The sequence below is a fragment of the Thermodesulfobacteriota bacterium genome, assembly GCA_036397855.1.
In the GTDB taxonomy this organism is placed as follows: domain Bacteria; phylum Desulfobacterota_D; class UBA1144; order Nemesobacterales; family CSP1-2; genus DASWID01.
Window position 1 is genome coordinate 1 of record DASWID010000103.1, and the last position, 26,877, is coordinate 26,877.

Sequence of the window (26,877 nt, forward strand, 5' to 3'; positions counted from 1 at the left end):
ATACGACATGTCCAGCCAAAGAGAGCCGTCTTCTCGAATGTCTGCAATCTTCTCCAAGATCGCATCCACATACTTGGGCTGGCCATATGGTGCAAGCCCCATAAGCTTGTATTCACCGGAATTCACCTTGAACCCAGTATAATATGTGAACGCCGTGTATAGCATCCCTAAAGAGTGAGGAAAACGCATTTCGTGTGTAAGAGTAATTTTGTTCCCGCGCCCCGTACCGATTGAACTGGTTCCCCATTCACCTACCGCGTCAAGGGTCAAAATGGCGGCATCCTCAAACGGGGAAGGGAAAAACGCGCTGGCAGCATGAGATTCATGATGATCCGTGAAGCAGAGTTGTCCACTGAATTCAGCGCCAAGTTCATCTAAAATTGCTTTAGGCATATCCAACTTATGATTTACCCAAAGCGGCATCGCTCTCTGGAATGATTCAAAGCCCCTTGGAGTAAACGCAAGATACGTTTCAAGTATACGATCAAACTTAACTAAAGGTTTTTCATAGAAGACAACATAGTCAAGCTGACTAGAATTGATCTCACCTGCAGTAAGACAGTAAGCGATGGCGTTGCGGGGGAAATCGGGATCGTGCTTACGGCGAGTAAAACGCTCCTCTTGGGCGGCCGCAACAATCTCACCGTCTCGTATCAAAGCCGCAGCAGAATCGTGAAAGAACGCTGATATTCCTAGAATGTTAATCGTCATATTACCTTACTTTGCTCTCATGCTCGAGAACTCACCGATCGTGGGCACATACTGTCCAGAACCCTTTGGGCAGCGTTCTCCCCGCTAATAAAAGACTCATCAGTCCAATGATGCCCCCATTCGCCGTATCTTCCACAATAAATTACTCCTATATCGTCAAGATATCCATGGACGGTTGCCAAAGCATCTGCACGGTCAAGATCAAATATAACGTTCGCATATGGAGCAATCGTGGCCCCCCTGTACAAGATCTTGTCATCCCCGCGGATAAGTCCACAGCGCTTAAGGTCTGAAATAACAGGATGAATGCACTCCCCAGGAGATCGATCCAGAGGGCGATATTTTTTTGAATAATAAACCTCAGCCTGAATACTTCCTGCTCCGTGGGGAACATTGTTTGGCGAAAGCATATGTGGAAAGTTCAACCGAGTAAAAAAGAAATCCGGGTCATAGAAATAAGTCCAGTGCGCTTCTGAAATATCCTCACGGTTAACACCAATATTGACAACAACGACTGTACTATATGAGAGTCTCTGAGAAGCCTCTATAACATCAGCCGGAACTCCAGAGATCAACGGTATCAAATCTGGCAATGGTATGGAGGAAATAATATATTCGTAGGAGCACATGACTGAATTTTCAAAATAAAGCTTTCGAGCACGTGGATCAAGCTTAATGAGTCCATGATTTAGACGAATATCAGTCTGAGATGGAAACTTATCAAGATAAGATACAAAGCCATTGTGCGATGGGTAACGGAAATGATCGATGTAGTGAACATCTGGGGTTACTGGAGACAATGCACCCTGCGATACCTCGTCCAGATTTGGTCGATACACCCTTTGACCGAGCCAGTCTGTGCTCATATTGTCTGCTTTCGTCGTGTGGTACTTTAGTCCGTATTCCATTGGAAATGTTTCGGAAAATGTTTTCCCGAAACTTGCATAGAGCCAGTCTGCATAAGTCTTGATTTCACCATAGTGGTTGTTCTGAGCATATATAAAATCGCGCAGGACATCTACTATGAGGTCTTTGGGCAAACCATAGAGATTACATTGAACGGGATGTTTGATCCAGTGTCCTTGCCAGTAATTATTTGTGCGAGCCTGAATAGTTTCAAATTCATTATTAACACTTTCAGCAAAGATCTTCTGTATTCGTTCATTCTTCGTAAATGAAATGTGTGGTCCATCATCAAAGATAAAACCACTATCGAACTTGAAGGACGCTGTATGGCCTCCATGATAGGGCTTTTTCTCATAGATTACGGATCTAACACCTTCTTTGAGAAGCCGGTTCGAGGCCCCGAACCCCGCCATGCCTGCCCCCAATATTGCAATCCTTGTCATATTTTCTTCTCTACCTCGTACTTCAGCTGGCTTTTCCACCACTGGATTGTCTGCTCCAAACCATGATCCAAATCGTATTTTGGTCTCCACCCCACTTCGTCAAACAAACGATTAACATCAGCCACTACCAGAGCAGCTTCGTTTGGGGAAACCGGCAGCTCACCCAGTCGAATTAAATCCTCTCTCTTCAATTTTCCAGCAATTCTAAAAATAATTTCTTTCAGAAAAACTGGCCGTCCCGAACCAACATTGACTGGACCAAAAACTTCGCTTTCTAACAACGAAACAAATGCGTCCGCAACATCTTCGACGTAAAGATAATCACGGATCTGATTGCCATGGGAACAAAGGGCTGGCTCGCCATGGAGAATAGAGCCAATAACCGATGAGACAAGGCGCGTCGAATATTCGTGGGGACCATAGACAAAAAAGACCCTTCCCCAGGCACTGCTTAATCCGGTTTCAATGGAATATGCATCAAGCAAAGTTTGTAACGAATTCTTACACTTACCATAAAAGGTAGCTGGAACCCTGGGAGTAAGAAATTCTGAACAATATCCATAATTCCAATCGTATTCGTAACAAGACCCAGCCATAACAATTCGCTTTCCACCATGCTCTTGAAATAGTTGTAATAAATCCAAGCTTGTCTGAACCCACTGTAAATTCTCACTGGCTTTGATCAATTTTCCAGGAATCACATACCAGGCAAGATGAAGAAGGTGAGTCGGTTGGAATTTTAATATTAATTCTTGAAGCGGTTTCAGATCCAGCAGATCAGCCACGTGCCATTTTACTCTAGACAGAAATTTCCCTGATTTGTTTGATGTAACAGCATGAACCTCGTATCCTCTTTCTAAAAGTAATGGTAGACAGTGCCGGCCGATAAAACCAGTCGCCCCGGTAACTAAAACCTTATTTGTCATAAGAGTAAGAAAAATTTATATTGACCTAATCATAGTTATTAAATCAACGTTTTCATGAAAAGAAGTCGGGCCAGTCTTTATCCTTATCTGAAATAATCAGTGAATCCGTTATTGGCCATTCTATGGTAAACGTTGGATCGTCCCAACGAATGCCACATTCAGATTCTGGCGAATAGAACTCTGATACAGGGTAAAATACTTCAGTATTGTCCTCTAGTGTTTTAAAACCGTGTGCAACTCCACTAGGCACATAAAGCATTTTATGATTATCCGCTATCAATTCGACTCCCATCCAATGCTTGTAGGTATGCGACTCAGGTTTAATGTCAATAATCACATCATAAATCGCACCTTTGGTGCAACATATTAGCTTAACCTCTTGATGTGGTTGAACTTGATAATGTAAGCCCCTGATTGTTCCTGCCTTCCTGCTACAAGACTTGTTAAATTGAACAAACTGCGAGATTAAACCGTGAGACTCAAATTCCTCTTTGCACCATATGCGGAAAAAGGAACCACGTTCATCCTCTAACTTATCAATCTCAATAAGGAAAGCACCTTTGATTTTTGTTTCTGTGAAAATCACGAGTAAACCTTAACTTCGGGTATAGGAACGATAAATCTACCCCCCCATTCCCGTATAAAAGCCATCTGTTCCATGATTTCAGCCTTGAGATTCCAAGGCAGTATTAACAGATAATCTGGTTTCGTCTGTCTAATTTTAGACGGATGATGGATTGGAATATGGACTCCAGGCATCATATAGCCCTGTTTATGATGATTGCGATCAACCGTATAGTCAATAAATTCAGCCCGGATGCCACAGTAATTCAAAAGTACACAACCTTTCCCCGGTGCACCATAACCGACAATGGATCGACCCTCACGCTTAACCTTTATCAAAAATTCTAATAACTTATTTTTGGTTGCCTGTACCTTATCTGAAAAAGAAGCATAAGTCTCGATATTGTTGAGGCCCGCCGTCAATTCCCTTTCTTTTAAAATCTGTACCCGCTTAGAAATAGACTTCGAGTCATCCTCTATATGACTGGCAAAGATTCGTAACGAGCCCCCATGTGTGGATAATTCTTCAACATCAAATATGGTTAAGCCATGTTTAGAAAAAATCTTGTTCACAACAATAAATGAAAGGTATGAGAAATGTTCATGAAAGATAGTATCAAATTGATTGTCATTAATTAATTTCATCAAATGGGGGAATTCCATGGTGATAACGCCTTGACGTCTAAGCAGGATTTTCAAACCTGCGACAAAATCATTTATATCTGGTACATGGGCTAGGACATTGTTTCCCAACACAAGATCTCCCTTTATCCCCGTGGAAGACAATTCTTTAGCGGTATTTACGCCAAAAAATTTCGTAATCGTTGGTATACCTGCAGTCTTAGCCACCCTTGCCACGTTTTTAGCGGGCTCAATGCCTAATACTGGCACTCCCTTTTCCTTGAAAAATTGCAGCAGATAACCATCATTACTGGCGATCTCGACGACCTGATTTCCAGAGCTAAAGCCAAACCGCTCAATCATATATTCCACATAAGCTTTTGCATGTTGAAGCCAGGATTCCGAATAGGATGAAAAATATGGATAATCGCTAAAGAGCTGCTCTGGTGTTTGAACCTCTGGAAGCTGAACCAAATAACAATTTTCACATACGTAGACGTGAAGTGGATAAAATGGTTCCATTTTTAGCAGTTCTTCCGGCTTGATATAAGAACTAACAAGCGGGCACATTCCCATGTCAATAAATGTGTGATTCAAAACTGTTTTGCAGAAATTACACCTCAAAATATTCATGACTAATCAAACCATAGTCTTCAAAATATCTGAAGTTACCCGAGAGTCCTCACATTTTCATTTTCTTGATAGCTGCGTCATCAGATAGTTTGGATTTCTCATGACCAACAGCCCCATAATTTTCATAGCGATTTATCTGAGCTTCTGTGAGACTTCTCATATTGTTATGATTTTGATAGCCCCGATACCATTCAGCAATCCAATCCAAGGCAGTCGAGATACTCAGTCTCGGTGACCAATGAAGCAAGCTTTTTGCCTTTGAACAGTCTAATTTAAGATAATTGTCTTCATGTGGATGATGAGCTCCATCTAACTCCCATCGAGCATTACCTTTCCACTGGTTAATAAGATAATCCACAATCCATGCGACAGATCTAACTTCTTCATCGTTTGGCCCAAAATTCCAACTCTGAGAGAATTGAGGCCCTAGATTCCATAAATGTTCAGCCAGAACTAGATAGCCTCTTAGCGGTTCCAATACATACTGCCAGGGACGAATGCTATTTGGATTGCGAATAATTACAGGCCTTTTGTCCATAAGAGCTTTCATAATGTCAGGGATAAGGCGATCACTGGCCCAATCCCCACCCCCAATTACATTGCCAGCTCTTGTACTTGCCAATGCTACCCGGTGATCTCGATCCTCCTCCGCAGGGAAATAGGAGTTACGATAGGCCGCTATAACCAACTCCGCACATCCTTTACTACTGGAGTAGGGATCGTGTCCACCCATAGGCTCGTTTTCTCTGTATCCCCAGTGCCATTCTTTGTTTTCATAGCATTTATCACTGGTAATGCAAACTACGACGCGCACACTATCAGATTGTCGCACTGACTCAAGTACGTTGACCGTACCCATGACATTAGTAGCGTATGTTTCAACAGGATTGATATAAGAATAGCGCACCAATGACTTGGCAGCCATATGGATGATGATTTCGGGTTCGTATTTAGTGAAAACCTTTTTTAGATGTTCCAAATCACGAATATCTCCGACAATCGATGTCATACCCTTGGCTACCCTTGCTATTTCGAACAAACTCGGTTGTGTCGGCGGTGGAAGAGCGTATCCTAAGACATTCGCATCCAAGCTCTGTAGCCACAATGATAACCAACTTCCTTTAAAGCCGGTGTGACCCGTAACCAGGACATTCTTGTCTTTCCAGAATCTTTGGTTCATTATCAAATCTTCCAAGGTGGATTTTCAGAAGCCCAAAGCTCTTCAAGAACGTACTTGTCTCTTAAAGTATCCATAGGTTGCCAAAATCCTTTATGCCTGTAAGCTGATAGTTGGCCGTTTTGTGCTAACCTTTGCAGCGGCTCCAGCTCCCACACAGTCGAATCATTCCTTATGTAGTCTATTACACCTGGTTCCAATACGAAAAACCCACCATTTAGCCACGCCCCCTCATCTCGTCGCTTTTCCCTAAAATTCGAAACTTTAGTTTGTTCTTCCCTCAAAGTGAAAGTTCCAAATCGACCTGGCATCTGAACTGCTGTTAATGTAGCCAAGGTATCTTGCTTCCTGTGAAATTCTATTAGCTGTTTTATATTTACATCACTCACACCATCGCCATAGGTAAAACAGAAAGTTTCCTTATCAAGAAATTTCTCAACACGTTTAAGTCGTCCGCCAGTCATTGTCTTTTCACCTGTATCGACTAATGTAACCCTCCAAGGCTCAACTCCATTTCGATGAACTTCCATATTGTTATTTTTCATGTCAAACGTAACATCGGACATGTGGAGGAAATAATTGGAAAAGTACTCTTTGATGACATAGCCCCTGTATCCACAACAGATGACGAAGTCATTGAAACCGAAGGCAGAATAGATTTTCATGATATGCCACAAAATCGGTCTGTTTCCGACTTCCACCATCGGTTTGGGTTGAACGCCACTCTCTTCACTGATGCGTGAGCCATACCCACCAGCAAGGATTACTACTTTCATCAGAAACCTCCCCCCCTTTTATTTAATGTATCCCATAAACCAGACAAATATATTCATTCGATGGGTCATTGATATTCACTTAAAGCTAGAATTTAACGACAATGATTTATTTTGGTTAGTAAATCGAAGTGACTCTGTTCTTTAATAAATTATAGGTGAGATGCCTATAGATTATTCACTATCAGGTCAAAATGAAGGCTAGATGGTATATGAAAGAATCTCTTTCCGGGATTTGCTAAGTTAGTTAACCAAAACAAAGTTAACATAATTTAGATTAAAGCCACCTGTGTCCATTTCTATCCTCATCACCTGCTCACCAGCATTTAACTGCACCCCTTCTACCGTTACAGTCTGCCAGCTTTGCTCTCCACCCGTGTTGGGTACTCCTATTGCACCCGTCTTATCTACTCCATTAAATTTGATCCGAAAGACATTACCACTCTCCTCCGAAGCCACACGCGCTTCTATCCTGTAAGTGCCCGAGGAAGTAACACTCACGGTGTATTCCAACCAATCCCCAGGCTCTGTTCCCTTAATATTAAAACCCCCTCCTACGTCTGTAGAATCCTCAAGATTCAAATTTGAGGCATCTACCCGATGCGTTGGCCAAACAGTAGGGAACGTATTAAAAAAGGCATAACCTTTCCCACCCCAGTCAAAGTCTTCCGCCTCAATAACACCTGGAATACTAGCAGGTGTATCATAAAAGGGAGCCTGTTGTACTACCGTTCCACTATATGCCGCAGGGTTTGATAGGACTCGCCACCATTCATCCGTTGCTATAGATTTACTAGCGCTAGTGACTACCAATGCGTTACCATTAGGATCATCTTTGAAAGCTGGTACCTTCGAGAAAGGATTCCCCCATGAATTGGTTGCATCTATCCAGTGACTGAACGAAACCCGTTTGGTTGTGAGTACATAATCAGTCCTCATTAAAGCTATGGCAGGCGGTACATCAATATCAACATTGTCAGGAAGATTAACACGAAGCTGGTCCTTATCAACCATAAAACGCTTTAGCTCATTCTCAGGTATTTCTGTTCCTCCCAGCCTTGATTTAAAAACGTCTGGAGCATTGTCTTTAGATACCTTAAATTGTACATACCTAAACTTTTGGAGCACTATAAAAGCAGCCCATCCGTCTAACTGCCCATTATAACCGTTCATGTCATTCTCTCTCTCAAAAACAGAAACAACTACGACTTTGTCATCAATACTGTTGTCCAACAGATAAGCATCTGCCACTGCGGTCAGAGGACCACCTGTAACTATAACCAATGGGTTTTCTGGTGTAGCTTTGTTTGCTTGTTGTACGATCAGGCGACTGCCTGGGGTATCAATAGGTTCCGTATCTTCAATTGTGTCAGAGACAGGATGCGCAAGGGGTCTTGCAGGACCTGCAGCAGGATCGGGGATATTGATCATCCCGCTTCTTCGCGCCTTGCCTACTATGTCTGTGTACATAGTAGTTTCCCAAATATCGGGCAGGCCCGGCCTTCCGCCAAATGCTGAATCTGGAATAATTCCTACTAGATTAATCTCTCCAGCGCTTGCCAGAGCCATTAAATACTCCAATGTATAACAATCCATATTGCCGTCATTTGTGTGAATGATAGGGCTTGTACTGCCGCTTGGTAACGCAAGGTCTGGAGTGTCTCCGGGTTGAGGGTTTCCTGAAAGCGAATCGCGCCCATTGCTTTCTCCCCCTCCGCTACAGGATAGTAGTATTAACAAACTCACATTAATTAGATTTATGTAAATTATTTTTGTTGTTAGAGCCATGGTCGATTTACCTTCCTTTAACAAATGTAAATACTGAAATTACCTACTCAACAGCGTTGAAGAAATTGCCTTTCTTATTGGCCGTGGGATAAAAGGCGACACTTTGCTATGGAGCCATCTATAAATATTCTGAGATTCAGATTGCTTAGGAATAACTACCTGCTCAACAAAAAACTGGTCAGCCTCGCTGTTTCTCACAACATAGGGTGGGTGCTGGAGTGGGAAGATCATCTCGCCGGCAGGAAGATTGGCAAGTTTATTGTTTGCAGATTTTGTGTGAGTGGCTTCCACACCAAATCCAACATTAGAAATGAGTGTTGTGTTAGGCAAGATCGAAAGTCCATTCTGAGACCAACAGGCAAAGGTCCATTGGTAATCCCAATAGTCAATATTTCCGGCGCTAGCGTAGGCTCGATCAAATTTATCTTGCCAATAAGCAACAGCTCTTAGGTCCCCGACAATATCGAGCAACCATGGTGAATTACGAAGCATGGGCCATAGTTTCAATCCTATATCAAAATGCCGCCAAGCTCTGCGCCAGGAGGCCCAACCCCAACATATGTTATGCCAAGAAAAGAAGTAACTAAGGGAGCTCCGTCTCTTGCCGAACTGGAAATTATTTCCGCAAATCTGTACTATCCTTTCATCATCACGATATCTCTTCAGTAGCTCCTCACAATAACGGAAAAAAGTAGGATGTGGTACACAATCATCCTCCAGGATGATTGCCTCCTCTACATGCTCAAAAACCCAGCTAATTCCTGTGGCGGGCCGTTTCCCGCACCCTAAATTTATATCAGAATAGTCCTTGAACAGCTCACATTTCCAATCTATGCGCTCAATAATGGAACGCGCCGCAGCGCATGTTTCCGCGTCTTCGGGATGATCATCCCGCGGCCCATCAGCTATGACTAACAGCTTCGACGGCTTGGCCCGGGCGATTTCCGCAAATACCCGCTCAGTAGTATCTGGACGATTGAATATTATAAAAGCTACAGGAGTATGCATAATTTATAAGATTTTATCTTGGATCGAGGTATGCTAATTGTGGATTAATATATAGGGAGGATCTAATAAAATCTTCGATCCTTTTTGACACTTGAGCTTTGTCACCAATAAGCTCCTCTATCGGATACATCTGTTTCCTTAGGTCTGTACTTATCAGGCATATCTATCCGATAATCATTAAAGTATTTCTTTTTCGAATGCCACCGCTCTCGCCACCTTTTCCCTATTACTCCGAACAAAACCTGTAAATGACCACCTTGGTGAATACCGATTTTACCAATACTTTTGATATAAGAGGCGATAGGTATCGCTAGTCCTGCGGCAGCTATTATAACAATATCGAAATCTTTTTTTCAATTTCAGTTGTTATATATTTAAATAAATCTATAGCCATGGAATACTTTTTATGTGTTTCATTGGCAAATCCGTAGGGGAATTCAAGTGCATCCACTTCTTTGGAATAAAACCACTTTTTCCCTATTTTAGACCAAACCCCTTCAAATATTTCCTTGGTCGCCCTCTTTTGAAGAATCCCCGCGAAAGTACGCACGATGAGCAGTCTCTTGCCCTTGAAAAAAGGCAGATAGCACGCTTCATCGCTGCTCGGAATTGAACGATCTGGTTCTTGCCGCACGTAGTTGATCAACTTGTTATTCACTTTGTAGTACTTCAGAATCTCCTATTCCATCGGCGTATCGAGAATAATCTCTAAGCAATCCAGATTCCGTAAATGTGGCATATAGAACCGGTTAAGCTCAAGATAGAACGAGGGCTGGTCAGGAAAGACCCCTCTTACCGAGCGCGTATCCCTTGCGTTGTTCAACAGCGACCGGTATGTCCTCTAGGAGGGCGGGGCGCCCTATCTTCGATTAGCACAATTCACAGGCCTTTCGCCAAAGATATTGCTTCCAGCGGCGTGCAATACACGACGTACTAGCACCTGTTTAGGCCTCGCTGGTCGCTGCAATGCCACCTCGGCCTCCGAGCTCTGACTATGAACTCATCGATCTTTCATAAAATGTTCCTAATATGGCGTCATTCAGAGCCGGTAGGCCGAACGACGCAACACCGTATATAGGTACATTACTTATTACTTATTCGCCATGCCCGTGGCTCCTGGGTTGCACTTGCCAAAATACCGGACATGAACTGCTCTAGCTGAGCACATGCCACCTCAGGGCTGTAGCGACCGAGAGACCTCTTGCCCATCTCCCCCATCCTGTCCAGTTGGCTGTCCGGCAGCGCCCACAATCTTAGCATTGCGTCTGCCAGTCCGTGGTGGTCGCCGGGCTCGACGAGGAAGCCACTCTCTCCATCGACCAGCAACTCGTCGAAACTGGCTCCTCGCGTTCCGATTACCGGGCGGCCCAGCGCCATTGACTCCAGGCAAGCATTCGGTAGATTATCAATCAGTGATGGCAGAACGACGCCCCGGGAATGCCTGATGATGGGGTAAAGCTGTGGGTGGGGCAGTGGGCTAAGGTAGTGGATGCGCTCCGCATGGGGAGGTAGAATCTTCTGAACCGCTTCCCACCGAGCCTGCCCTACGAAAACGAAATGCATATCTGGACAGCGTGGCATTACCGTACGCAACGCCTCAACCAGTACGTAAAGGCCCTTGAGCCGAGTAATCCAACCAAAGAACAGGAGGTAACGTAGGTTCGCCAGGTTCCGGGCGTAAACCGACTCGTCCGTCATTTCCGTCTCTATGAACATAGGCGGAGGTATCACATCTATACTCAGTCCCACGTGTTCACGGATGACTTGCGCCAAGCATCTGCTAGGAGAGTAAACACCGGCGCTGCGGCGCATTGCCAGAAGCTCCAACCATTCGGACAATCGGCGGTCTAGTGCAGGTAGGGCTCCCTCTGCCTTACGCCACGCCGGTTCATAATTGGATATGCGGGTTACCACTGGAACCGGGCTATTCAAGGATAAGAACAGTCCAGGCGCATTGAACTGGGGCACCTGGACCACGTCAAAGGGTGCTTCCTTGTGACGGCGTAGGAACACGCTGCGAAGTCGGTGAGCGACTCTCAGAGTAGCAAGGGTTCTCGGGATGCGAAACCGCCGGGGGAACAGATCGAACAGACGCGTCAGCCACTGGGGAACTTCGGAACGGACGCGGTGCACCGGGATCCCATGGTGGGTGCTTGTTCCATCGCGTTCTGCACGGGTAAAAATCTCGACCTCATGGCCGAGCCTAGAAAGTGCGGCGGATACGCGGTTCAAGTAGTTCCCAATACCACCACCGTCTAGGTATTCGGTAACAAACTCAAGAGTTAGAAATGCAATCCTCATGACTACTATGCTCTGTAATGCCTGGCCCCTGCTATGAGCTTACGTCCGGCCCAACTCAAAGACCAGCCGGCCAACCACGGAAGCATCATCGTCAATCCCAACTCTTCCTTCATTTCCCTCAAACGCTGGCCCCGGGATTTAGGCTGCAGCGGGTTGCCGCCGTGAACGATGGTCTCCTTCCTCCCGCTGGCCGCGAATCGCTCTAGAGCCTCGCCAGACATTGTCCATTCGGCTAACGTCGCCTCAATCACTCCAGGTGTTATCTGGCCGGGTTCTAACGCTCGCTTTTCCGTCCATTTCTCGTCCGCCACCCATTTGGAGAAGCCGTAGTCACGACGCACATCAACCTGTATGTCCCCGGTATCAACGATACCGGCAGCGAGTCCAAAGAGGGCCACCCGGTAGTCAGGGTCCCGAACCGCCACCCGTCTCCAGTATTCGACTAAGAGATGCATTTGCTCACCGAATTTACGCGCGTGGACGTAGCACTTCCGGAAAATATCCCGGTAGTACTGCTCGAAATCGTGCAGCCCGAGCACCAGTGGCGTCTCCACCCACGGATGTCCCTGCTCCGCCATCCTGTTCAGCGTGTAGTACTCCGGGCGGACGTCTTCCCCTTCTGGTGGTATCAAGTCGAGCGCCTTAGGCAGCAAGGACGTGCGGTACAGGTGCGAGCCTGCGGGCCGACGCACTCCAAAGAACTTGTCCAGCACCATTCCTTGTACCTCGCACACCTCTGCGGGCAGATCACAAGCTACATTCAGCAGTTCCGAAACTACGTAGGGTCTCACCAGCACATCGGCGTCGATGCACAGCGTCCACGGAAGCTCCCGCTCGATGCCAGCCCGGTAGGAGTCCGCAAGAGTCGCTGAGAACGGAGCATTGCTCACTGTGATGAGGTTACACTCTGGTACCTGCTGGGCAAGCAGATTTCGGCACGCCGCCTCCGTCCGCTCCCCCACCGAGCGGATCACCACGGTCACTCCGGTTACAAGGGTATTAGTTTCCATAGCAGCATAGCCAAGACGTTTCGTGAGTGGAAACCGGATCATCGGTGCGGTGAGCTGGCGGCACGTCAGTACTCACGTGCCTTCATTTGACAGCAGTCACAACATATCCCGTCGTCATTGCATCGGTCTGAACGAGCTTGCTCAGAAGGACAGTCAATGGCCGCTTAATATAGAAGATGAACGGGATAATGAAGTAGGACGCGAGCTTGGCGGAGCTCCCATTTTCGATCAACAGCCGCACCCACAAGACATCTATGGCCTCAAAATAGGAATTCCGCTCTTGCACTCGAACGTTACGAAAGTCCTGCAATAACAGCTCGAGGCCGTAACGAGTGAACCTGAAGTAGTCGTTGGGTCGATCGTGCAATGGCAATATAAAAGGCGTTGAAAGTACCAGTTTACCATCGTCTTTGAGTATGCCGTGTATTGTCTTCAATCCAAGCGACGGTTCCGTCAAGTGCTCAAGAACCTCACTGATCACGACAACATCGAACTGTCTTCCCCCGAAATCATAGCTACAAATATCACCCACGATATCTGGTCCTCGAGCGACATCGATATCAAATGTTGTAACCTTAAACCCGTTCCTTTTCGCGACGTTCAGCAGTAAGTCATTGACCTCTCCACCAGCGCCGATGCTCAACACGTCGGCTTGACGCGGAATCGCAGAATATTCTCGCTCCAGGAACTCATAGAGGCCTTGGCGTGATCGACGTTTTGACTGCCGAAGAAGCCAGGGATCTAACCACCGACGCATACGCATTTGTTGAAACCTCAGCTAAGTATCAAGCTGCATCCCTGTAGCATCCCTCGCAAGATCCTCGGCAAGCCTTCCAGATCCAGATTTGCCTGCATCTCCCACAAGGGCAGGAGGTTGGGGGGGAACGCCTCGCCGCCCGAGATGCTTCTCGGGGGGCATCAACAATATTCGGCACCTGATCACCTCCTTGAATCACCCACTAAAAACCCGGAGGAGCCATTTTTACTATGATTCGCCCCAGGCCTCACAGCCATTCGGATACGCTTGAGAATGCCTTTTACCAATGCCTCCTTACGAACTGTAAAACCCCGCGATTGATGCGGGCTAACACAAACACCGGATAGTGCCTGGCTAGGGCTATGAAGCTTTTAGTGCGGTGAAGTATTGGTGTGGCTTTGCAGGAATGGTCCCTTTCGGACTCAGCTTGAGTACTAATCCTCCCCAATTGATATAGTTCGTTGTATTCGTGATTTCTTTTTGCGACTCAATTCGGAACCTCGAGCCAAGGACTTTCAACACCGGTCCGGGCTCTGCCATGTCCAGTACCTCGTAATTGCCCAATTTAACGCGTCCCAATTCAACGTAGAAGACCCCATTCGGCAAAAGAACACGGTTGACCTCATCCAGGAACCGCTCCAGATCGAACACATGGTCAATGGCATTTGTGAAAGCGAAATCGAACGATTGATTTGGAAAGGGTATGTGGTGAAAATCTCCGTAAACAACATGGCTATTCTTAGGGCCCGGCTCCAAATCAATGCCAATGGCGAGCGCGCCGAGCGACTTAAACGCCCTGACTTCTCCCCCCAATCGGGCACCCAGGCAAATTACTCTTTTTCCCTTGAACACATCAATCTGCCTGTAGCGGTTTGTGACAATCTGCTCGTATTGCTGATCGCTGTTGCGTAGAGTGGCGCCGACCTTGGTCAGCTTCTCCGCTTGATGCGAAAGGTATTGGTCATAGCTGTCGTACCAGCGGCGTGTGACACCGAGTTGCGGGTCGACAACGTATCTGGGCAGCTGTTCTATGTTATTACTAGAATCCGCTCCCCGCCTCACAGCCTTTCGCATTCGCTTGAGAATGCCTTTCACCAGGGGCCTCCTGACGAAGCGCAGAAACCCATGCCTGATGCGGGCTAAGGCCAGAACCGCATAGTGCCTGGCTAGGGCAATCAGGCTGTTCGTGCGGTGACGTATTGATGTGGCCGTGGCAGGAATGGTCCCTTTCGGACTCAACTTGAGTAGGCATGCCAGCCCTGTAGACCCATATAGGATGTTCAGGTACAGGCTGTCTTCATTAGCGTAGAAGAAGGACTTTACGAACTTGTGAATCTGGTCCCAAGCTATCTCTGCCTCAAAATTATCCTTCCTGTTGCCTTTCCTATAGGGGTGGGAATCAACATCATCCAGGAAAATCCACGAGCCGGCATTCAGGTAGGGATACCAGCCGGTAAGCTCCTTTTCCACATGTGCACGCGCGTGCAGGCTATCAATGTAGAGTATATCGATGCCGCGTTCCAAATGAGGCGCCTTCGAGAGGATATACCCGACGTTGGTGCTGTCGGACCGGACGAACTGCCATCTGGGGGAGGATGATATGTCCGAACAGTCTGCAATGTCGACGGATACCAATGTTCCATCCTTTTCTTCACACGCTTGGAGGAACATTGTAGTCGACGCTCCCCGATCCGTACCGAGTTCCAGCACCACTGGTCTAGTTTTCTCTACAGTTTTCCGGTACATCCACATCAACTGCGTGACGACTTTGCCCGCTAGACCCGGGGCATTCTCAGCCAAGGAGTACTCGTCAAAGTTGTGGTATTTGGTTTTGATGGATGTAGTAGTGGTCATCACTTAGCCGCCAAACACCCGGTGCGAATTGGCATGTTCCACCATCGCAATAAGGATGTCCCATACGGACGGAAAGTACTGTCCCCTCCCGCGTTCCTCCTCAACCCTCTTCAATGCACGCTCGCCGTTGTAGACAAACATTACTACACTGGATTCAGGGATACAACTCCTCATAGATATAGTTGATATGTGGGTAGAATTATAAGTAATATTAAAGAAGCCGATTCTATTATTAAATCTATTCTTAATATAGGCCAGAAATAGATTGGCCCTAATTGCTCTTACTAAAATTCGCCAGCTAATTTTCCGTGTATTTTGGGATAGCATCCAGTCATTTCTAAGTTCACCCCGTAAAATTCTATTAATTGCCTCGTCTTTGCGGTGAGACGCTTGATTTGGTCTTATATACGGCCTCAGTGAGAAGATATTAAGCTCCGGAACATGACGATAGTCAAAAGGCTCGAATAGTGACAGAAATCCAGGGCAACTTCCAATCATATAGCTAACCATGTGGTTCCGCTACGACCAGATCCGACAACTAGAAGAGTATAACCCGTCTTGTAGAAAGGATTGAAAAAATAGGTCGCACCATCTTATCATATGGCCTAAACGGTACATTTTCCTGAAGGCTTTCTCCCAAACCGCTTTGCCTAAAGAACGAGACAATCTGTTCACGCGTAAACAGTCATTCTTGAATCAACCCCTAGCCGGCATTACAGTTCAGCCATCGTGGCTTTTCCAGATAGTTCAACAACACAAAACACTAGACTGTTCAGGGGGAGCCGAGTGCAAGGTACCATTCCCTCAATCGCTTTGATAAGTTTAGCAGTTCGCTCATAATCTAAGCCCAAACCTCTTTTCCTGAATTCATTAAGCCAAAAAAAGTGGGGACGACAATTAATATGGCCGATTCCTCCTTGATAAGGGGTCGCAGTGGTGAAGTAAACCCATTTTTTTGCATTTGCGACGATCGCGTCGATAATAGCCCCACTGAGGTGGGGGGATGTGCTCTGCGACTTCTATACAGGTGATCAAATCAAAATCTCCAATTTTACTCTGTCCCAATATGTCAGCAAAAATAGCCCTCTGGCTCGCAATACCGCTAAGTAAGGGAGAGACAGCATTGGATTTCTCGACCCCTGTTACATCCTTGCCCTTCGGAACAAGTGCGTCAATAACAAAACCGTTTGCCGAACCAATATCTAGGACAGTTTGGAAATCTAGGATCATATCTATAGCATCACACAGCTCGATGTAACTTAAGCGAAACTCTTCACGCGTTCTGAAGTCCTCTGGGTCAAACTCCTTTGCCTCTTTCAAGGGCGATTCTTGTTGCATCTTGATGTTATGGCCGATTGAATTTGAAAGATAAGGACTTATTCTTGTTATATAATTTTTCATCATTCATGCACTTCTTCGTAATTGGATATTTTATTAACTCTACAGATACATATTAGATATCCAAATATTTCTTACAGAAACTATACTTAATGGAAATAAGAAACAAGTCCTGTGCCAATAAAAATTCCTATCACGATGTTGGCAATCAACTCATTGATACTTCAGGACTGCAATTTTCTTTGTGGGAGGCATGTTATCTATCCATGGTATGAAACGTTCAGGTGGTTCATCCCGGTAGAATGAGAAACGCCTTTAAATTTTAAAGGTATCCTCCACCAAAATAAATGCTCTGTCCTATTTTTGGCCCAGATTCCAATTCCTATTATTGCTTCCGCATTTTGAACCGGTATATCGCGAATTCCTATCCTCAAATCATGCCTGCCTTTTGGAAGATCAACTGTTTTGTTATAGGCTCTATTAGTTGCCTGAAAATAAAGTGAGTTATCATTGTCGCTTTTCAAAGTTAGATCAATCTCAGCATCAAAAAAGTCAATTTTCGCCTCATATTTCATTGATATATTAAAAGATTCACCGGGGTAAAATTCTTGCTTGTTTACACTTACTTGAAAAAAGTTAATATTGTCATTTCCACTATGAATCCGTTGAATTTCCACTCGATCATTAAGGGCGAATCGTTTTCGATACTCACTTATGCCCTCTGAAACATTGTTAAAGAATTTATGTTTGCCATTCTTCAATAAAACAACGTTTTTGGCAAAAGTTGAGATAGTATGCATATTGTGTGATACTAAAATAATTCCCGTACCCGATTTTTTAAGTTCTGCAATTTTACTCAAGCATTTGCTCTGAAAACCCTCATCACCCACAGCCAAGACTTCGTCAACCAATAAAACATCGGGGCTCAGGTGAGCGGCTACAGCAAAGCCCACTCGAACCGCCATGCCTGAGCTATAGCTCTGGACTGGCATATCTATAAATTCTTCAATTCCTGAGAAATCAACGATCTCGTCAAACCTGCGATCCACTTGAGATTTGGAAATTCCCAAGACTGCAGCATTGACATATATATTCTCCCTGCCAGTCAGTATTGGGTTGAATCCCGCACCCAACGCAATCAATGCTTGCATCCGCCCTCTAACTTCAATTCGCCCTGCATCCGGTTTTATTAGGCCATTCAACATTCTCAACAAGGTTGTTTTCCCCGCACCATTAGCTCCAATGAGGCCCAAAGTTTCTCCACGCCTTAGCTCTAATGAAACATCTCTGATAGCCCAAAACTCTTCCTTTCGTAAACCCCTATGTCCGTTGCTGCGCAAAAATAATTCGGAACCTATATCCTTCACACCATACCAGAGGGAGCGCTTAAGTGTACGGCAGAATTTCTTGCTTACATTTTCGATCGTGACTAACGTATCAGACATCAGGCACTCATCCTCTCTATAATTATAGGCAAAGAGGTTCGATAAATTAGCCACGCGATGAACAACCCAACAAGTGTCAAACTGCTCACAATCAAAAATGGCTCTATATTTGTCAGAACACCTTTTGTAGCAAGATCTCTCGCGCCGATGAGCAATGGACCCACTGGGTTCACGGTACCTATTAGAGAAAAGGGAAACGCCTGAGGTGGTGGATACACGACTGGTGTTACAAAGAACCATAACTGTATGCCGAACGTCAATCCAGAAGAAACATCCGTGAATAGCGTCCCAAGGGGAGTGAGGAGCAATCCGAGGGTCATCCCTAAGAGGATTAGCATGAGTATAGCCAGGGGTGCTAACATAAGCCCCCAAGTAACCTGAATCCCGAAATATACAAAAATACCCGCCAGAATGACCAATTTTATACCCAAATTGTAAAGCATTTGATAAAATGCAGCGACTACGAGGGCCTCCCGAGGGAAGTTGATTTTAGCCAGCATGGCTCTTGCACTTCTTACAGAATTCATCGGTGAGTTGAGGCTCTCAGTGAAGAGTTGCCATAGCGTTGTCCCAAATAGAGCAAAAACGGGATAAGGAATATCAGTCTCTCCGAAACTCACAATTTTTCTTGATTGTAAGATAATAAAGACTAGTCCGGTCAGAATAGGTGGTAAAAATGCCCAAAACACCCCAAGAATACTCTGGCGGTATCGGGCAGAAATATCTCTCACAAAAAGCCTCCACGCCAACTCACGGCTGTCTTTGAGATCTTGCCACATAGAGGTCAAAAGAATCCCTGGAGTTCGTAACTTGGACTCTGGTGTATAAACAACAACAGGCATTTTTTCAGTGTAATTAGTCAAATTTTAATATTTTGCCTTAACCATTTATCTTAAGGATTTACGACTTGCGTAATTCTGTACGGCAACGTACGCGAGATGTGTCCGAGCGACTTCAATACCACCATGATCTTCTCGATGCTTTCTTCTTGGGTTTCTATATTGGTTTCAACAATCACTTCCGGATCATGCGGCTCTTCATACGGATCTGAAATTCCTGTAAAATTTTTGATCTCTCCACTAAGAGCCTTCTTGTACAACCCCTTAACATCTCTTTTCATACATTCGTCAACAGGGCACTTCACGTAGACTTCAATGAATCTTCCAATCTCTTCCCTTGCCTCATCTCTTATCTGTCGATAGGGAGAAATGGCACAGGTTATAGCAACTCCTCCACACCTTGTAACAAGATTTGCTACAAACGATATTCTTCGTATATTTTCATCCCTATCTTCCTTTGAAAAACCCAAACCCTTTGATAGCCTTAATCTAACTTCATCTCCGTCTAGAACCTCAACATGCAAATCCATCCTATTCAACTCTTTCTCAAGCATCCTCGCTAGAGTAGACTTTCCTGAACTAGGCAATCCAGTAAACCAAACTGTAAAACCCTTCATTTTACGCTCCTGTAGTAGGCTACATCAATTGCAAAATCATTCGTATTATCAAAGTCGAAATATGATCGATCATTTCTTATGGTCGCAAAGTTAACTTACGAGTGCATTAACGAAAGAAACTAACGATTAATACGTGTCAATTTAAACTCTTAATTATAAATAGTCGTTTGTTTCCAAATATTTTAAAACTTGCTTAGTTGATTCTTGTATAGATTGATTTTCAATATCAATTCTTATTTCCGGATTCTTTGGCTCCTCATACTTGATTGATACCCCAACGAAATTATCCAATTCCCCACTCATGGCTTTATCATATAAGCCTTTGTTATTATTATTCGTTATACAATAGTCAACCGATGCATGTATGTATATCTCGATATAAGTTTTTAAGTTATCGCGTAAATAACTTCTAGATTCTTCAAAAGGACTTTCAAATGAACCCACGACGCTGGTATTATTATCCTCAAGGATCTTAATCAAGCTCCCAATCTTTTTGATATGATCTCTTCTATCCTTAGGTGAATACCCAATTTCTGGAAATATATCGCGTATTCTCCTACCATTAAAATACTCCGCCCTTATTTTTCTTTTAAGAAGATCCTCATAAATGGCCTGTGAAAGTTCGGATTTTCCACAACCCGATAGACCGGTAAACCATAATACCAAGGGTTTTTTCTCTTGAATGCCAAAATCAGCCTTTGTCCAGATCCTTTCATGAATGTAATACACTAACAATTTTAGAATAGCTTCAAGTAAACCAATTTCAACAGCTATATCTACCCTTTTTGTAATAGCGAAAGCGACTACCATAGTGGTGAAAGTGGCAGTAAGTCTCCACGATAGGGTTTTTAACAAAGTTCTTATCTTAGTCTCTATCCGCATCGGATAATCTTACAATCTCTTCCCTAACTTCGTCTGCACCGAGTACCTCCGGACGTTCAGCTCATTCCACTCCTTCTCGAGCATCCTCGTGACAGTAGCCTTTCCTGAAGTAGGTAAACCAGTAAACGGAACTGTAAAATCTTCAAATTGGATTATCTGCCACTAATTTCGAATTTTATGGACAAAATTTATGCTACAATTCTAGTCTTCGTATCCAGGGCTAATTTTTCTTTGAAATAACTTATTGTCTTTAATAAACCTTCTTCAATACTAACCTTGGGTTCCCAGCCAAGGAGTGTTTTTGCTCTGGAAATATCCGGTCTTCGAACTTTCGGATCATCAACGGGCAATGGTTTAAACTCGATATTGCTTCCGCTTCCAGTCAAACTTAGAATTTTGTATGCAACTTTTAAAACGGACAGCTCATCAGGATTTCCAAGATTGACAGGATAGTGAAGAAAATGATTCCGATTTATATCATGCACATCTAACTCAATATAATTATCCTCATAATTATATTCCGAGAACAATAAGTTGAGGATTCCATCAACCATATCAGATACGTAACAGAAGCTTCTGGTTTGGTCTCCATTACCATAGACTGTTAGCGGTTCGCCCTTTAATGCTTGTACGATAAAATTAGAAACAACTCTGCCATCGTTTGGTCTCATCGATGCGCCATATGTGTTAAATATCCTTGCAATTCTCGTGTCTAAATTGTGATTTCTATAATAGGCCATAGTAATAGCTTCGGCGAAACGCTTTGCTTCATCGTAAACTCCTCGTGGTCCCACAGGGTTTACATTACCCCAATATTCTTCCGATTGAGGGTTTGACAAAGGGTCACCATAAACTTCAGAAGTGCTTGCTAAAAGATATCTCGCTCCCTTAGCCATTGCGAGCCCAAGAGTTTTATGCGTACCCAAGGCCCCTACCTTTAGGGTTTGTATCGGGAACTGGAGATAATCTGCGGGACTTGCAGGTGATGCAAAGTGAAGCACAGCATCTACCTTTCCCTCAATATGTAAGAAATGCGTTACGTCATAGTTAATGAATTTGAAGTTTATTTTCCCCAGTAAGTGGTCTATATTGTCGGGATTACCAGTAATTAGATTATCGATACAGATTACATAATGGCCCATTTCAATGAGCTTTGTACAAAGATTGCTTCCAAGGAATCCTGCTCCTCCAGTAACAACTATTCTCCAGGGCTTTGTTAATTTATTTTTACCTGACATTTTCCCTACGAGAGTTAGCTTTAACTGCCTTGCTTACATTTTTAAAACTTCCATTCTGTAAGCCCACACCGAAATATCTAAATCCAAGCTTCTCAAGTTTTTCTGGATTGTATAGATTTCTTCCATCAAATATCACAGGTGTCTTCATAAGGTTTTTTAAGCGTTCAAAATCAGGCTGTCTGTACTCATTCCACTCAGTATGGATGACCAACGCATCCGCCTCGGAACATGCATCATAATTAGATTTTGCATATGTCACCATATTCTTTAGATATTCCTTTGCATTATCAATTGCGATCGGATCATGCACTGAGACATCGGCTCCAAACGATAAGAGTTTATCTATAATGAACAGGGAAGGGGCTTCTCTTAAATCATCAGTTTTAGGTTTAAAAGATAGTCCCCATACGCCAATTTTTTTACCCTTTAGTTCTCCCCCAAAAAAGATTTTTATCTTTCTCCAGAATAGCTCTTTTTGCATCACATTGACTTCGTCAGTGGCCCTACAGACTTTAAGGTCATATTCAAATGTTTCAGCAGTCTTGATAAGCGCTTTGACATCCTTCGGGAAACATGAGCCACCATACCCAATCCCAGGGAAAAGAAACGAATGTCCTATCCTGTTATCAGCCCCCAATACTATTCTTACATCTGCTATATTAGCACCAACAAGTTCGCAGAGATTTGCAATTTCATTCATGAATGAAATCCTTGATGCGAGTATTGCGTTTGCCGCATATTTAGCTAACTCTGCTGACCTTATACCTACTGTAATAACTGGGTTGCTAGTTCTCACGAATGGCAAGTATAGTTCTTTAAGTATCCCCGATACTGATGGGTTATCCGCCCCAATTACGACCCTATCTGGCTTCATAAAATCTTCTATTGCCGAACCCTCTTTGAGGAACTCCGGATTTGAGGCAACATCAAATTCAATATCAGTGGTTTCTCTTATAGCTTCAGCAACCCTCTCTGTCGTTCCCACTGGAACAGTACTCTTTGTGACAATTATTTTGTAATCATCCAAACTCTTTCCTATCGATCGGGCAACATTCATAACTGATTTAGTATCTGCAGTACCATCCCCATTTTGTGGAGTCCCAACTGCTATAAATACTATGAAAGAATTTTTTACAGCCTGTGGAAGCTCACTTGTAAAATGGAGCCGGCCTTCCTTGACGTTCTTTAATATAAGGCCATCAAGACCAGGTTCGAAAAAAGGCATTCTACCTTCTTTTAAGCCAGCGACTTTTTCTCTATCATTGTCGACACATACTACGTTATTTCCACTTTCCGCAAAGCATGTGCCTGTAACTAGCCCTACATATCCTGTTCCTATGATTGTTATGTTCATTTAGTAGGCCTATGTAATTGGTTAACAATGAGTAGGGACATGAATAGAATGGTCCGAAGCTTCCGCAATTCACTTACAAAATTGTGATCAGCCGAAATTTCCAATTTCGTTAATTTTTAACATCTTAAGAAGGTAATGTATGTTGGACATCAGTCTAATTCGAATTAAACTTTAAGTATTGCTAAGGACAGCTATTAAAACTTCAGGACATAGTTTTTGAATATACTATAGTCCTAATACCCATAGTCGCGGCGAACGGCCATGCCCTGCGGCGATATAATAAGAAGGATTGCTTCGCTCCACGCGCAATGACAGCGGAAAACCTCTCGCAAGCAACAGGGAATTCTCAAGTTAAGACTCAAAGGTATCCTTTTGACAATAGCCGCAAACGGAATCTTGCTAAGAACTAGGCGCAGAGCCATGCTAGATGCAACCAAGTGCTTTCAGTTCTTCTTCACATTGAAACGCATTCTCAAATTTAATTATTCTCATACCGACCTTAGATGCTGCCTCCAAATTTTCAGGAATATCATCTATGAAGATTGTTTTATCTATCACAAGATCAAACTTTTCTAACAAATGTTGGTATATCTCTAACTCTGGCTTTACCATCTGGATGCGGCTGGATATAACCATACCGTCGAAGACATCCCAGAATGGGTATTTTCGCTCGATAAAGTCAATAGAGTCAACATGCATGTTTGACAGCACGAAAACTCGATTACCATTTTTTTTAACAGAGCGGACTAACTCTACAATTTCAGGGTTTGGAATCAACGAATAAGGCACCAACTCCATAAGTTTTTTGATCTCAGACTTCAAGAGGCCGGTGCGCAAAGTAGCGCGCTCGATAGCTATATCTTTGTCTAATGTGCCCCGGTCAAGGTCAACCCAATCCGGATGGCAGAAAATTTCGTCCATTACTATCGTTTGAACTTCTCGGTCTTTGAATATACCCTTTATGATTTGTTCTGGTTTCCAAGTGAGGAGCACTCCACCGAGATCAAATACAATGTTAAACGGTCCTGGTTCTTGCTTTATATAACTATTAACTTGGTCTAACGTTTGATTCATGATCGTTGAAGATAAACTTAGCAATCTTTGTCTACATAGAGGCCATTTCCTTCATTTTAATTTTTGGCTCAAACGAATTGAGCAAATCAATGTATTGTTCCAAAAGACGCGGAAGCAAAAATTGTTGCCGTACCGTTTCCCTAGCCTTTTGACCCAGCCGCACCTGCAAATCCTTGTCACTAAGCAACTGTACTATTCTCTTTGCCGCCTCTTCAATAGCTGAAACGAGAAAACCATTCACTCCATCCTGAATTTGGGAAAGGATTTCACCGGCTTTTCCTCCTATGACCGGCTCCCCTTTCCACATTGCCTTGGTAACTGTCAGGCCAAAGCCCTCACGAATGGACTTTTGGAGGATGACAGGGGCTCGCCTCTGCAGCGTATTTACCAAATTTGCATCATCACCACAAGATAGGATGATAATACGTTCCTCTTGATCCTCCAGCAGGGATTCGAATACCTCTTCCCCTTCGGGATCATCTGTAGCAAAATTGCCAAGAAGCACGAGTGTGCAATCTACTTTTCTTCTCGCCAGTTTGAATGCTCTTATAACACCTTCGGGGTCTTTCCAAGGGTCAAAGCGAGATACTTGAACTACAAGTGGAAGGTCTTTGGGTCATGATAGCGAGCCAGACATTCATCCATTTCGCCCTCACTCAGTTCCCGATTCTTGAGGGAAAAGGGGTGTCGATAGCCGCCCTGAAGAAAAACTATGGTATCGTAAGTTGTTGGGTGTATTCTCTGATAGAAAATATCGCTGCATCATGCCTTTCTATATGTGGAATCAAGTAATTCCAGAGTTCCTTGTTCGGGCTCGATAGGTCTAGGTGGCATCGCCAAATCCAGGGGAAAATTTTCTTATTATAACTCATCAGCGGAAGGGGTTGTGGGTCATGAACAATGACAAAATCGTGGTCCAGATGATTTTTGACTGAATTCTAATAAACTGTCACAAATCCGCTTATTGGAATCGGTAAGTTGAATATTTTTGCCCTGCAGGCCATTATGTATATTTTTTGGTAATACTGAAGAAATCTAGACTTCCACTAATCTCCCTCCATTCCGTCATAATTCCCAGGTTGTCCATCAATGGAGTAGTTGAGGGTAATAGCTCACACCTCTGATCTCCTCATGGATTCAAACTAGGGGATAACAAAGGTTCTCGATTCAATTCAGCGGGCAAATTCTTGTTGAAAGTATTGAATTCCATCGTAAGTAGCAAGTTCTGCTGATTTTATAGGAGCCAATATAAATCCATCACTAGAACTCATATAAAGTGAATAAAGTCTTTTTATTGTCCCCGCAACCGAAGGTTTATCAAATCCAATCACTATCCAATCAGGCTTCATAAAATCCTCTATAGCCGATCCTTCATTTAGATATTCTGGATTGTAGGCAACGTCAAACTCTACGTCAGTGAATTGTCTTATAGTTTGACGAACCAATTCGGTGGTGCCGAAAGGTACAATACTCCTAATAACAATTTTTTTGTAATCATTAATACTTCTTCCTATTGATCTTGACACATTAATGATCATGCTTCTATCCATGCTACTATCGCCGGTTATCTCCGTCCCAACTGCTATAAAAATTATAAAAGAATCTTTCACAGCGTGATGAATGTCAGAAGTGAAAGAGAGACGTCCTTCTTTCAGGTTCTTTAATATGAGGTCAACGAGTCCGGGTTCCCGTAACGGAGTCCTATCATCGGGAGACCCCTTGACGTTTTCCCTATCAACATGCACGCAAATAACATTATTTCCGCTCTCGGCAAAGCATGTGCCTGTAATTATCCCGACATAGCTTGTCCCGATTATTGAAATGTTCATTTAAGTACCACTTGCCTGCAATTTTCCTGAATCAAAAGCCCTGCAGAGGCTGCAGGGTATCGGCACATCAACGACCCGCCTCTTCAGTCATTGCTGTAGACGTTAGATATTTCGTGGACAAGGTTTTGGCAATTTTATGAATAGATTTATTTTCATTAATCCTTTTCAGAATGAAAAGGACTTGAACGGCCTTCCAAAAATTGCGCTGAGAAAATCAGGAATGAAGAAGTTTAAAAAATTTGCGGGTTGTGGTTGAATTAAATTTTTTAGCCGTTATGTCATCCCCGAAGACTTTTGTCGGGGATCCAGAAGTATTTTTATGGATTCCCAAATCACACGGTGTGACATTCTTTTCAATTCGCCTCACAAATTTTCAATGACGCAGGACGTAGAGCCGTGCATCCCCTGGAGCATTAAGATAATTAAAGAAAATCCTTCTAAAGATTCTGTCCTCGAAATATCTGGCTTCTACAATTGCGAAGCATGTCCCGAACTTGCTTCGAGATCTATTCGTATTCTCATTAGCCCAGAGTCCCGAGAGATTTTAGAAAGGCTATCTGTTGAACCTTTGGAAATACCATAATATGAGAAGAACCTTATACGGATAGTCTACTTAACCATCCACTATTTCTACGTTTATATACGCCCCACCTTCGGGAACCCTTACCTTAACGCCGTCGCTTAATGTAATTTCAAAATCCGCTATGTATGATCCGGGAATGCCTGTTTCTCCAAAGTTCCACTCATATTTTCCAATGCCAGTTAATGGACTGACAACTACCTCACCTT

The 26,877-nt window shown here is 43.9% G+C and carries 26 protein-coding genes and 2 pseudogenes; all 28 read right to left on the minus strand.

Annotated features, from left to right (window positions below; genetic code table 11):
* Positions 1 to 705 (minus strand): carbamoyltransferase N-terminal domain-containing protein (locus tag VGA95_07830; protein ID HEX9666451.1); only part of this gene is annotated, 705 nt, incomplete at its 3' end.
* Between the two features lie 23 nt (positions 706 to 728).
* The gene (locus VGA95_07835) at positions 729 to 2,102 is read right to left on the minus strand and encodes an NAD(P)-binding protein (GenBank protein ID HEX9666452.1); all 1,374 of its coding nucleotides are present in this window, start codon (positions 2,100 to 2,102) and stop codon (positions 729 to 731) included.
* Entirely contained in the window at positions 2,057 to 2,986 is a 930-nt protein-coding gene (locus VGA95_07840; GenBank protein HEX9666453.1) for an NAD(P)-dependent oxidoreductase, read from the minus strand. The genes VGA95_07835 and VGA95_07840 overlap by 46 nt, the downstream gene beginning before the upstream one ends.
* 52 nt (positions 2,987 to 3,038) lie before the next feature.
* The gene (rfbC, locus tag VGA95_07845; GenBank protein HEX9666454.1) at positions 3,039 to 3,572 is read right to left on the minus strand and encodes a dTDP-4-dehydrorhamnose 3,5-epimerase; all 534 of its coding nucleotides are present in this window, start codon (positions 3,570 to 3,572) and stop codon (positions 3,039 to 3,041) included.
* Entirely contained in the window at positions 3,569 to 4,804 is a 1,236-nt protein-coding gene (locus tag VGA95_07850) for a class I SAM-dependent methyltransferase (protein ID HEX9666455.1), read from the minus strand. The genes rfbC and VGA95_07850 overlap by 4 nt, the downstream gene beginning before the upstream one ends.
* Positions 4,805 to 4,853: 49 nt before the next feature.
* On the minus strand, positions 4,854 to 5,984 hold the full coding sequence (gene rfbG, locus VGA95_07855) for a CDP-glucose 4,6-dehydratase (GenBank protein HEX9666456.1): 1,131 nt from the start codon (positions 5,982 to 5,984) through the stop codon (positions 4,854 to 4,856).
* A 2-nt stretch (positions 5,985 to 5,986) separates the two neighbouring features.
* Positions 5,987 to 6,757 carry a glucose-1-phosphate cytidylyltransferase gene (gene rfbF / locus VGA95_07860; protein ID HEX9666457.1) on the minus strand — a complete coding sequence of 257 codons (771 nt, stop codon included), beginning with the start codon at positions 6,755 to 6,757 and terminating at the stop codon, positions 5,987 to 5,989.
* A gap of 240 nt (positions 6,758 to 6,997) precedes the next feature.
* The gene (locus VGA95_07865) at positions 6,998 to 8,542 is read right to left on the minus strand and encodes a carbohydrate-binding domain-containing protein (GenBank protein HEX9666458.1); all 1,545 of its coding nucleotides are present in this window, start codon (positions 8,540 to 8,542) and stop codon (positions 6,998 to 7,000) included.
* Between the two features lie 39 nt (positions 8,543 to 8,581).
* On the minus strand, positions 8,582 to 9,550 hold the full coding sequence (locus tag VGA95_07870; protein HEX9666459.1) for a glycosyltransferase family 2 protein: 969 nt from the start codon (positions 9,548 to 9,550) through the stop codon (positions 8,582 to 8,584).
* Between the two features lie 328 nt (positions 9,551 to 9,878).
* On the minus strand, positions 9,879 to 10,208 hold the full coding sequence (locus VGA95_07875; GenBank protein HEX9666460.1) for a hypothetical protein: 330 nt from the start codon (positions 10,206 to 10,208) through the stop codon (positions 9,879 to 9,881).
* Positions 10,209 to 10,633: 425 nt separating this feature from the next.
* Entirely contained in the window at positions 10,634 to 11,851 is a 1,218-nt protein-coding gene (locus VGA95_07880; protein ID HEX9666461.1) for a glycosyltransferase family 4 protein, read from the minus strand.
* Between the two features lie 5 nt (positions 11,852 to 11,856).
* Positions 11,857 to 12,861: a hypothetical protein gene (locus VGA95_07885; protein HEX9666462.1), complete on the minus strand. Its 1,005-nt coding sequence runs from the start codon at positions 12,859 to 12,861 to the stop codon at positions 11,857 to 11,859.
* Positions 12,862 to 12,943: 82 nt separating this feature from the next.
* Positions 12,944 to 13,624: a class I SAM-dependent methyltransferase gene (locus VGA95_07890; protein HEX9666463.1), complete on the minus strand. Its 681-nt coding sequence runs from the start codon at positions 13,622 to 13,624 to the stop codon at positions 12,944 to 12,946.
* 15 nt (positions 13,625 to 13,639) lie between these two features.
* Complete coding sequence (locus tag VGA95_07895; GenBank protein HEX9666464.1) at positions 13,640 to 13,780, minus strand: hypothetical protein; 141 nt, start codon at positions 13,778 to 13,780, stop codon at positions 13,640 to 13,642.
* 198 nt (positions 13,781 to 13,978) lie between these two features.
* The gene (locus VGA95_07900) at positions 13,979 to 15,472 is read right to left on the minus strand and encodes a CmcI family methyltransferase (GenBank protein HEX9666465.1); all 1,494 of its coding nucleotides are present in this window, start codon (positions 15,470 to 15,472) and stop codon (positions 13,979 to 13,981) included.
* A 3-nt stretch (positions 15,473 to 15,475) separates the two neighbouring features.
* Positions 15,476 to 15,982 (minus strand): hypothetical protein, encoded by a 507-nt coding sequence (locus VGA95_07905; GenBank protein ID HEX9666466.1) that lies wholly within the window; start codon positions 15,980 to 15,982, stop codon positions 15,476 to 15,478.
* A 387-nt stretch (positions 15,983 to 16,369) separates the two neighbouring features.
* Positions 16,370 to 16,876: a methyltransferase domain-containing protein gene (locus VGA95_07910; protein ID HEX9666467.1), complete on the minus strand. Its 507-nt coding sequence runs from the start codon at positions 16,874 to 16,876 to the stop codon at positions 16,370 to 16,372.
* Between the two features lie 194 nt (positions 16,877 to 17,070).
* The gene (locus VGA95_07915) at positions 17,071 to 18,255 is read right to left on the minus strand and encodes an ABC transporter ATP-binding protein (protein ID HEX9666468.1); all 1,185 of its coding nucleotides are present in this window, start codon (positions 18,253 to 18,255) and stop codon (positions 17,071 to 17,073) included.
* Positions 18,255 to 18,986 (minus strand): ABC transporter permease, encoded by a 732-nt coding sequence (locus VGA95_07920; GenBank protein ID HEX9666469.1) that lies wholly within the window; start codon positions 18,984 to 18,986, stop codon positions 18,255 to 18,257. Before VGA95_07920 ends, VGA95_07915 begins: the two co-directional genes overlap by 1 nt.
* A 161-nt stretch (positions 18,987 to 19,147) precedes the next feature.
* Positions 19,148 to 19,711 carry an adenylyl-sulfate kinase gene (gene cysC, locus VGA95_07925; protein HEX9666470.1) on the minus strand — a complete coding sequence of 188 codons (564 nt, stop codon included), beginning with the start codon at positions 19,709 to 19,711 and terminating at the stop codon, positions 19,148 to 19,150.
* 153 nt (positions 19,712 to 19,864) lie between these two features.
* Positions 19,865 to 20,593 (minus strand): adenylyl-sulfate kinase, encoded by a 729-nt coding sequence (gene cysC, locus VGA95_07930; GenBank protein HEX9666471.1) that lies wholly within the window; start codon positions 20,591 to 20,593, stop codon positions 19,865 to 19,867.
* A 188-nt stretch (positions 20,594 to 20,781) separates the two neighbouring features.
* Positions 20,782 to 21,831, minus strand: coding sequence for a UDP-glucuronic acid decarboxylase family protein (locus VGA95_07935; protein ID HEX9666472.1), 1,050 nt, complete (start codon positions 21,829 to 21,831; stop codon positions 20,782 to 20,784).
* Positions 21,821 to 23,185: a UDP-glucose/GDP-mannose dehydrogenase family protein gene (locus VGA95_07940; protein HEX9666473.1), complete on the minus strand. Its 1,365-nt coding sequence runs from the start codon at positions 23,183 to 23,185 to the stop codon at positions 21,821 to 21,823. Before VGA95_07940 ends, VGA95_07935 begins: the two co-directional genes overlap by 11 nt.
* A gap of 423 nt (positions 23,186 to 23,608) precedes the next feature.
* The gene (locus VGA95_07945; GenBank protein ID HEX9666474.1) at positions 23,609 to 24,259 is read right to left on the minus strand and encodes an HAD family phosphatase; all 651 of its coding nucleotides are present in this window, start codon (positions 24,257 to 24,259) and stop codon (positions 23,609 to 23,611) included.
* Positions 24,260 to 24,290: 31 nt separating this feature from the next.
* A pseudogene (locus VGA95_07950) lies at positions 24,291 to 24,860 on the minus strand (glycosyltransferase).
* A gap of 109 nt (positions 24,861 to 24,969) precedes the next feature.
* Entirely contained in the window at positions 24,970 to 25,131 is a 162-nt protein-coding gene (locus tag VGA95_07955; GenBank protein HEX9666475.1) for a hypothetical protein, read from the minus strand.
* 131 nt (positions 25,132 to 25,262) lie between these two features.
* A pseudogene (locus VGA95_07960) lies at positions 25,263 to 25,361 on the minus strand (hypothetical protein).
* A 70-nt stretch (positions 25,362 to 25,431) separates the two neighbouring features.
* Positions 25,432 to 26,088, minus strand: coding sequence for a hypothetical protein (locus tag VGA95_07965; protein HEX9666476.1), 657 nt, complete (start codon positions 26,086 to 26,088; stop codon positions 25,432 to 25,434).
* Positions 26,089 to 26,877 lie beyond the last annotated feature (789 nt).

What these genes read in the sequence shown, in the direction of transcription:
- VGA95_07885 (HEX9666462.1), bottom strand. Translation starts at nt 12,861, where the DNA reads ATGGAAACTAATACCCTTGTAACCGGAGTGACCGTGGTGATCCGCTCG.
- VGA95_07945 (HEX9666474.1), bottom strand. Translation starts at nt 24,259, where the DNA reads ATGAATCAAACGTTAGACCAAGTTAATAGTTATATAAAGCAAGAACCA.
- VGA95_07910 (HEX9666467.1), bottom strand. Translation starts at nt 16,876, where the DNA reads ATGATGAAAAATTATATAACAAGAATAAGTCCTTATCTTTCAAATTCA.
- rfbG (HEX9666456.1), bottom strand. Translation starts at nt 5,984, where the DNA reads ATGAACCAAAGATTCTGGAAAGACAAGAATGTCCTGGTTACGGGTCAC.
- VGA95_07965 (HEX9666476.1), bottom strand. Translation starts at nt 26,088, where the DNA reads ATGAACATTTCAATAATCGGGACAAGCTATGTCGGGATAATTACAGGC.
- VGA95_07880 (HEX9666461.1), bottom strand. Translation starts at nt 11,851, where the DNA reads ATGAGGATTGCATTTCTAACTCTTGAGTTTGTTACCGAATACCTAGAC.
- cysC (HEX9666470.1), bottom strand. Translation starts at nt 19,711, where the DNA reads ATGAAGGGTTTTACAGTTTGGTTTACTGGATTGCCTAGTTCAGGAAAG.
- VGA95_07895 (HEX9666464.1), bottom strand. Translation starts at nt 13,780, where the DNA reads ATGCCCCCCGAGAAGCATCTCGGGCGGCGAGGCGTTCCCCCCCAACCT.
- VGA95_07870 (HEX9666459.1), bottom strand. Translation starts at nt 9,550, where the DNA reads ATGCATACTCCTGTAGCTTTTATAATATTCAATCGTCCAGATACTACT.
- VGA95_07905 (HEX9666466.1), bottom strand. Translation starts at nt 15,982, where the DNA reads ATGGTTAGCTATATGATTGGAAGTTGCCCTGGATTTCTGTCACTATTC.
- VGA95_07890 (HEX9666463.1), bottom strand. Translation starts at nt 13,624, where the DNA reads ATGCGTATGCGTCGGTGGTTAGATCCCTGGCTTCTTCGGCAGTCAAAA.
- VGA95_07915 (HEX9666468.1), bottom strand. Translation starts at nt 18,255, where the DNA reads ATGTCTGATACGTTAGTCACGATCGAAAATGTAAGCAAGAAATTCTGC.
- VGA95_07935 (HEX9666472.1), bottom strand. Translation starts at nt 21,831, where the DNA reads ATGTCAGGTAAAAATAAATTAACAAAGCCCTGGAGAATAGTTGTTACT.
- VGA95_07900 (HEX9666465.1), bottom strand. Translation starts at nt 15,472, where the DNA reads ATGACCACTACTACATCCATCAAAACCAAATACCACAACTTTGACGAG.
- VGA95_07865 (HEX9666458.1), bottom strand. Translation starts at nt 8,542, where the DNA reads ATGGCTCTAACAACAAAAATAATTTACATAAATCTAATTAATGTGAGT.
- cysC (HEX9666471.1), bottom strand. Translation starts at nt 20,593, where the DNA reads ATGCGGATAGAGACTAAGATAAGAACTTTGTTAAAAACCCTATCGTGG.
- VGA95_07955 (HEX9666475.1), bottom strand. Translation starts at nt 25,131, where the DNA reads ATGAGTTATAATAAGAAAATTTTCCCCTGGATTTGGCGATGCCACCTA.
- VGA95_07850 (HEX9666455.1), bottom strand. Translation starts at nt 4,804, where the DNA reads ATGAATATTTTGAGGTGTAATTTCTGCAAAACAGTTTTGAATCACACA.
- VGA95_07840 (HEX9666453.1), bottom strand. Translation starts at nt 2,986, where the DNA reads ATGACAAATAAGGTTTTAGTTACCGGGGCGACTGGTTTTATCGGCCGG.
- VGA95_07940 (HEX9666473.1), bottom strand. Translation starts at nt 23,185, where the DNA reads ATGAACATAACAATCATAGGAACAGGATATGTAGGGCTAGTTACAGGC.
- rfbF (HEX9666457.1), bottom strand. Translation starts at nt 6,757, where the DNA reads ATGAAAGTAGTAATCCTTGCTGGTGGGTATGGCTCACGCATCAGTGAA.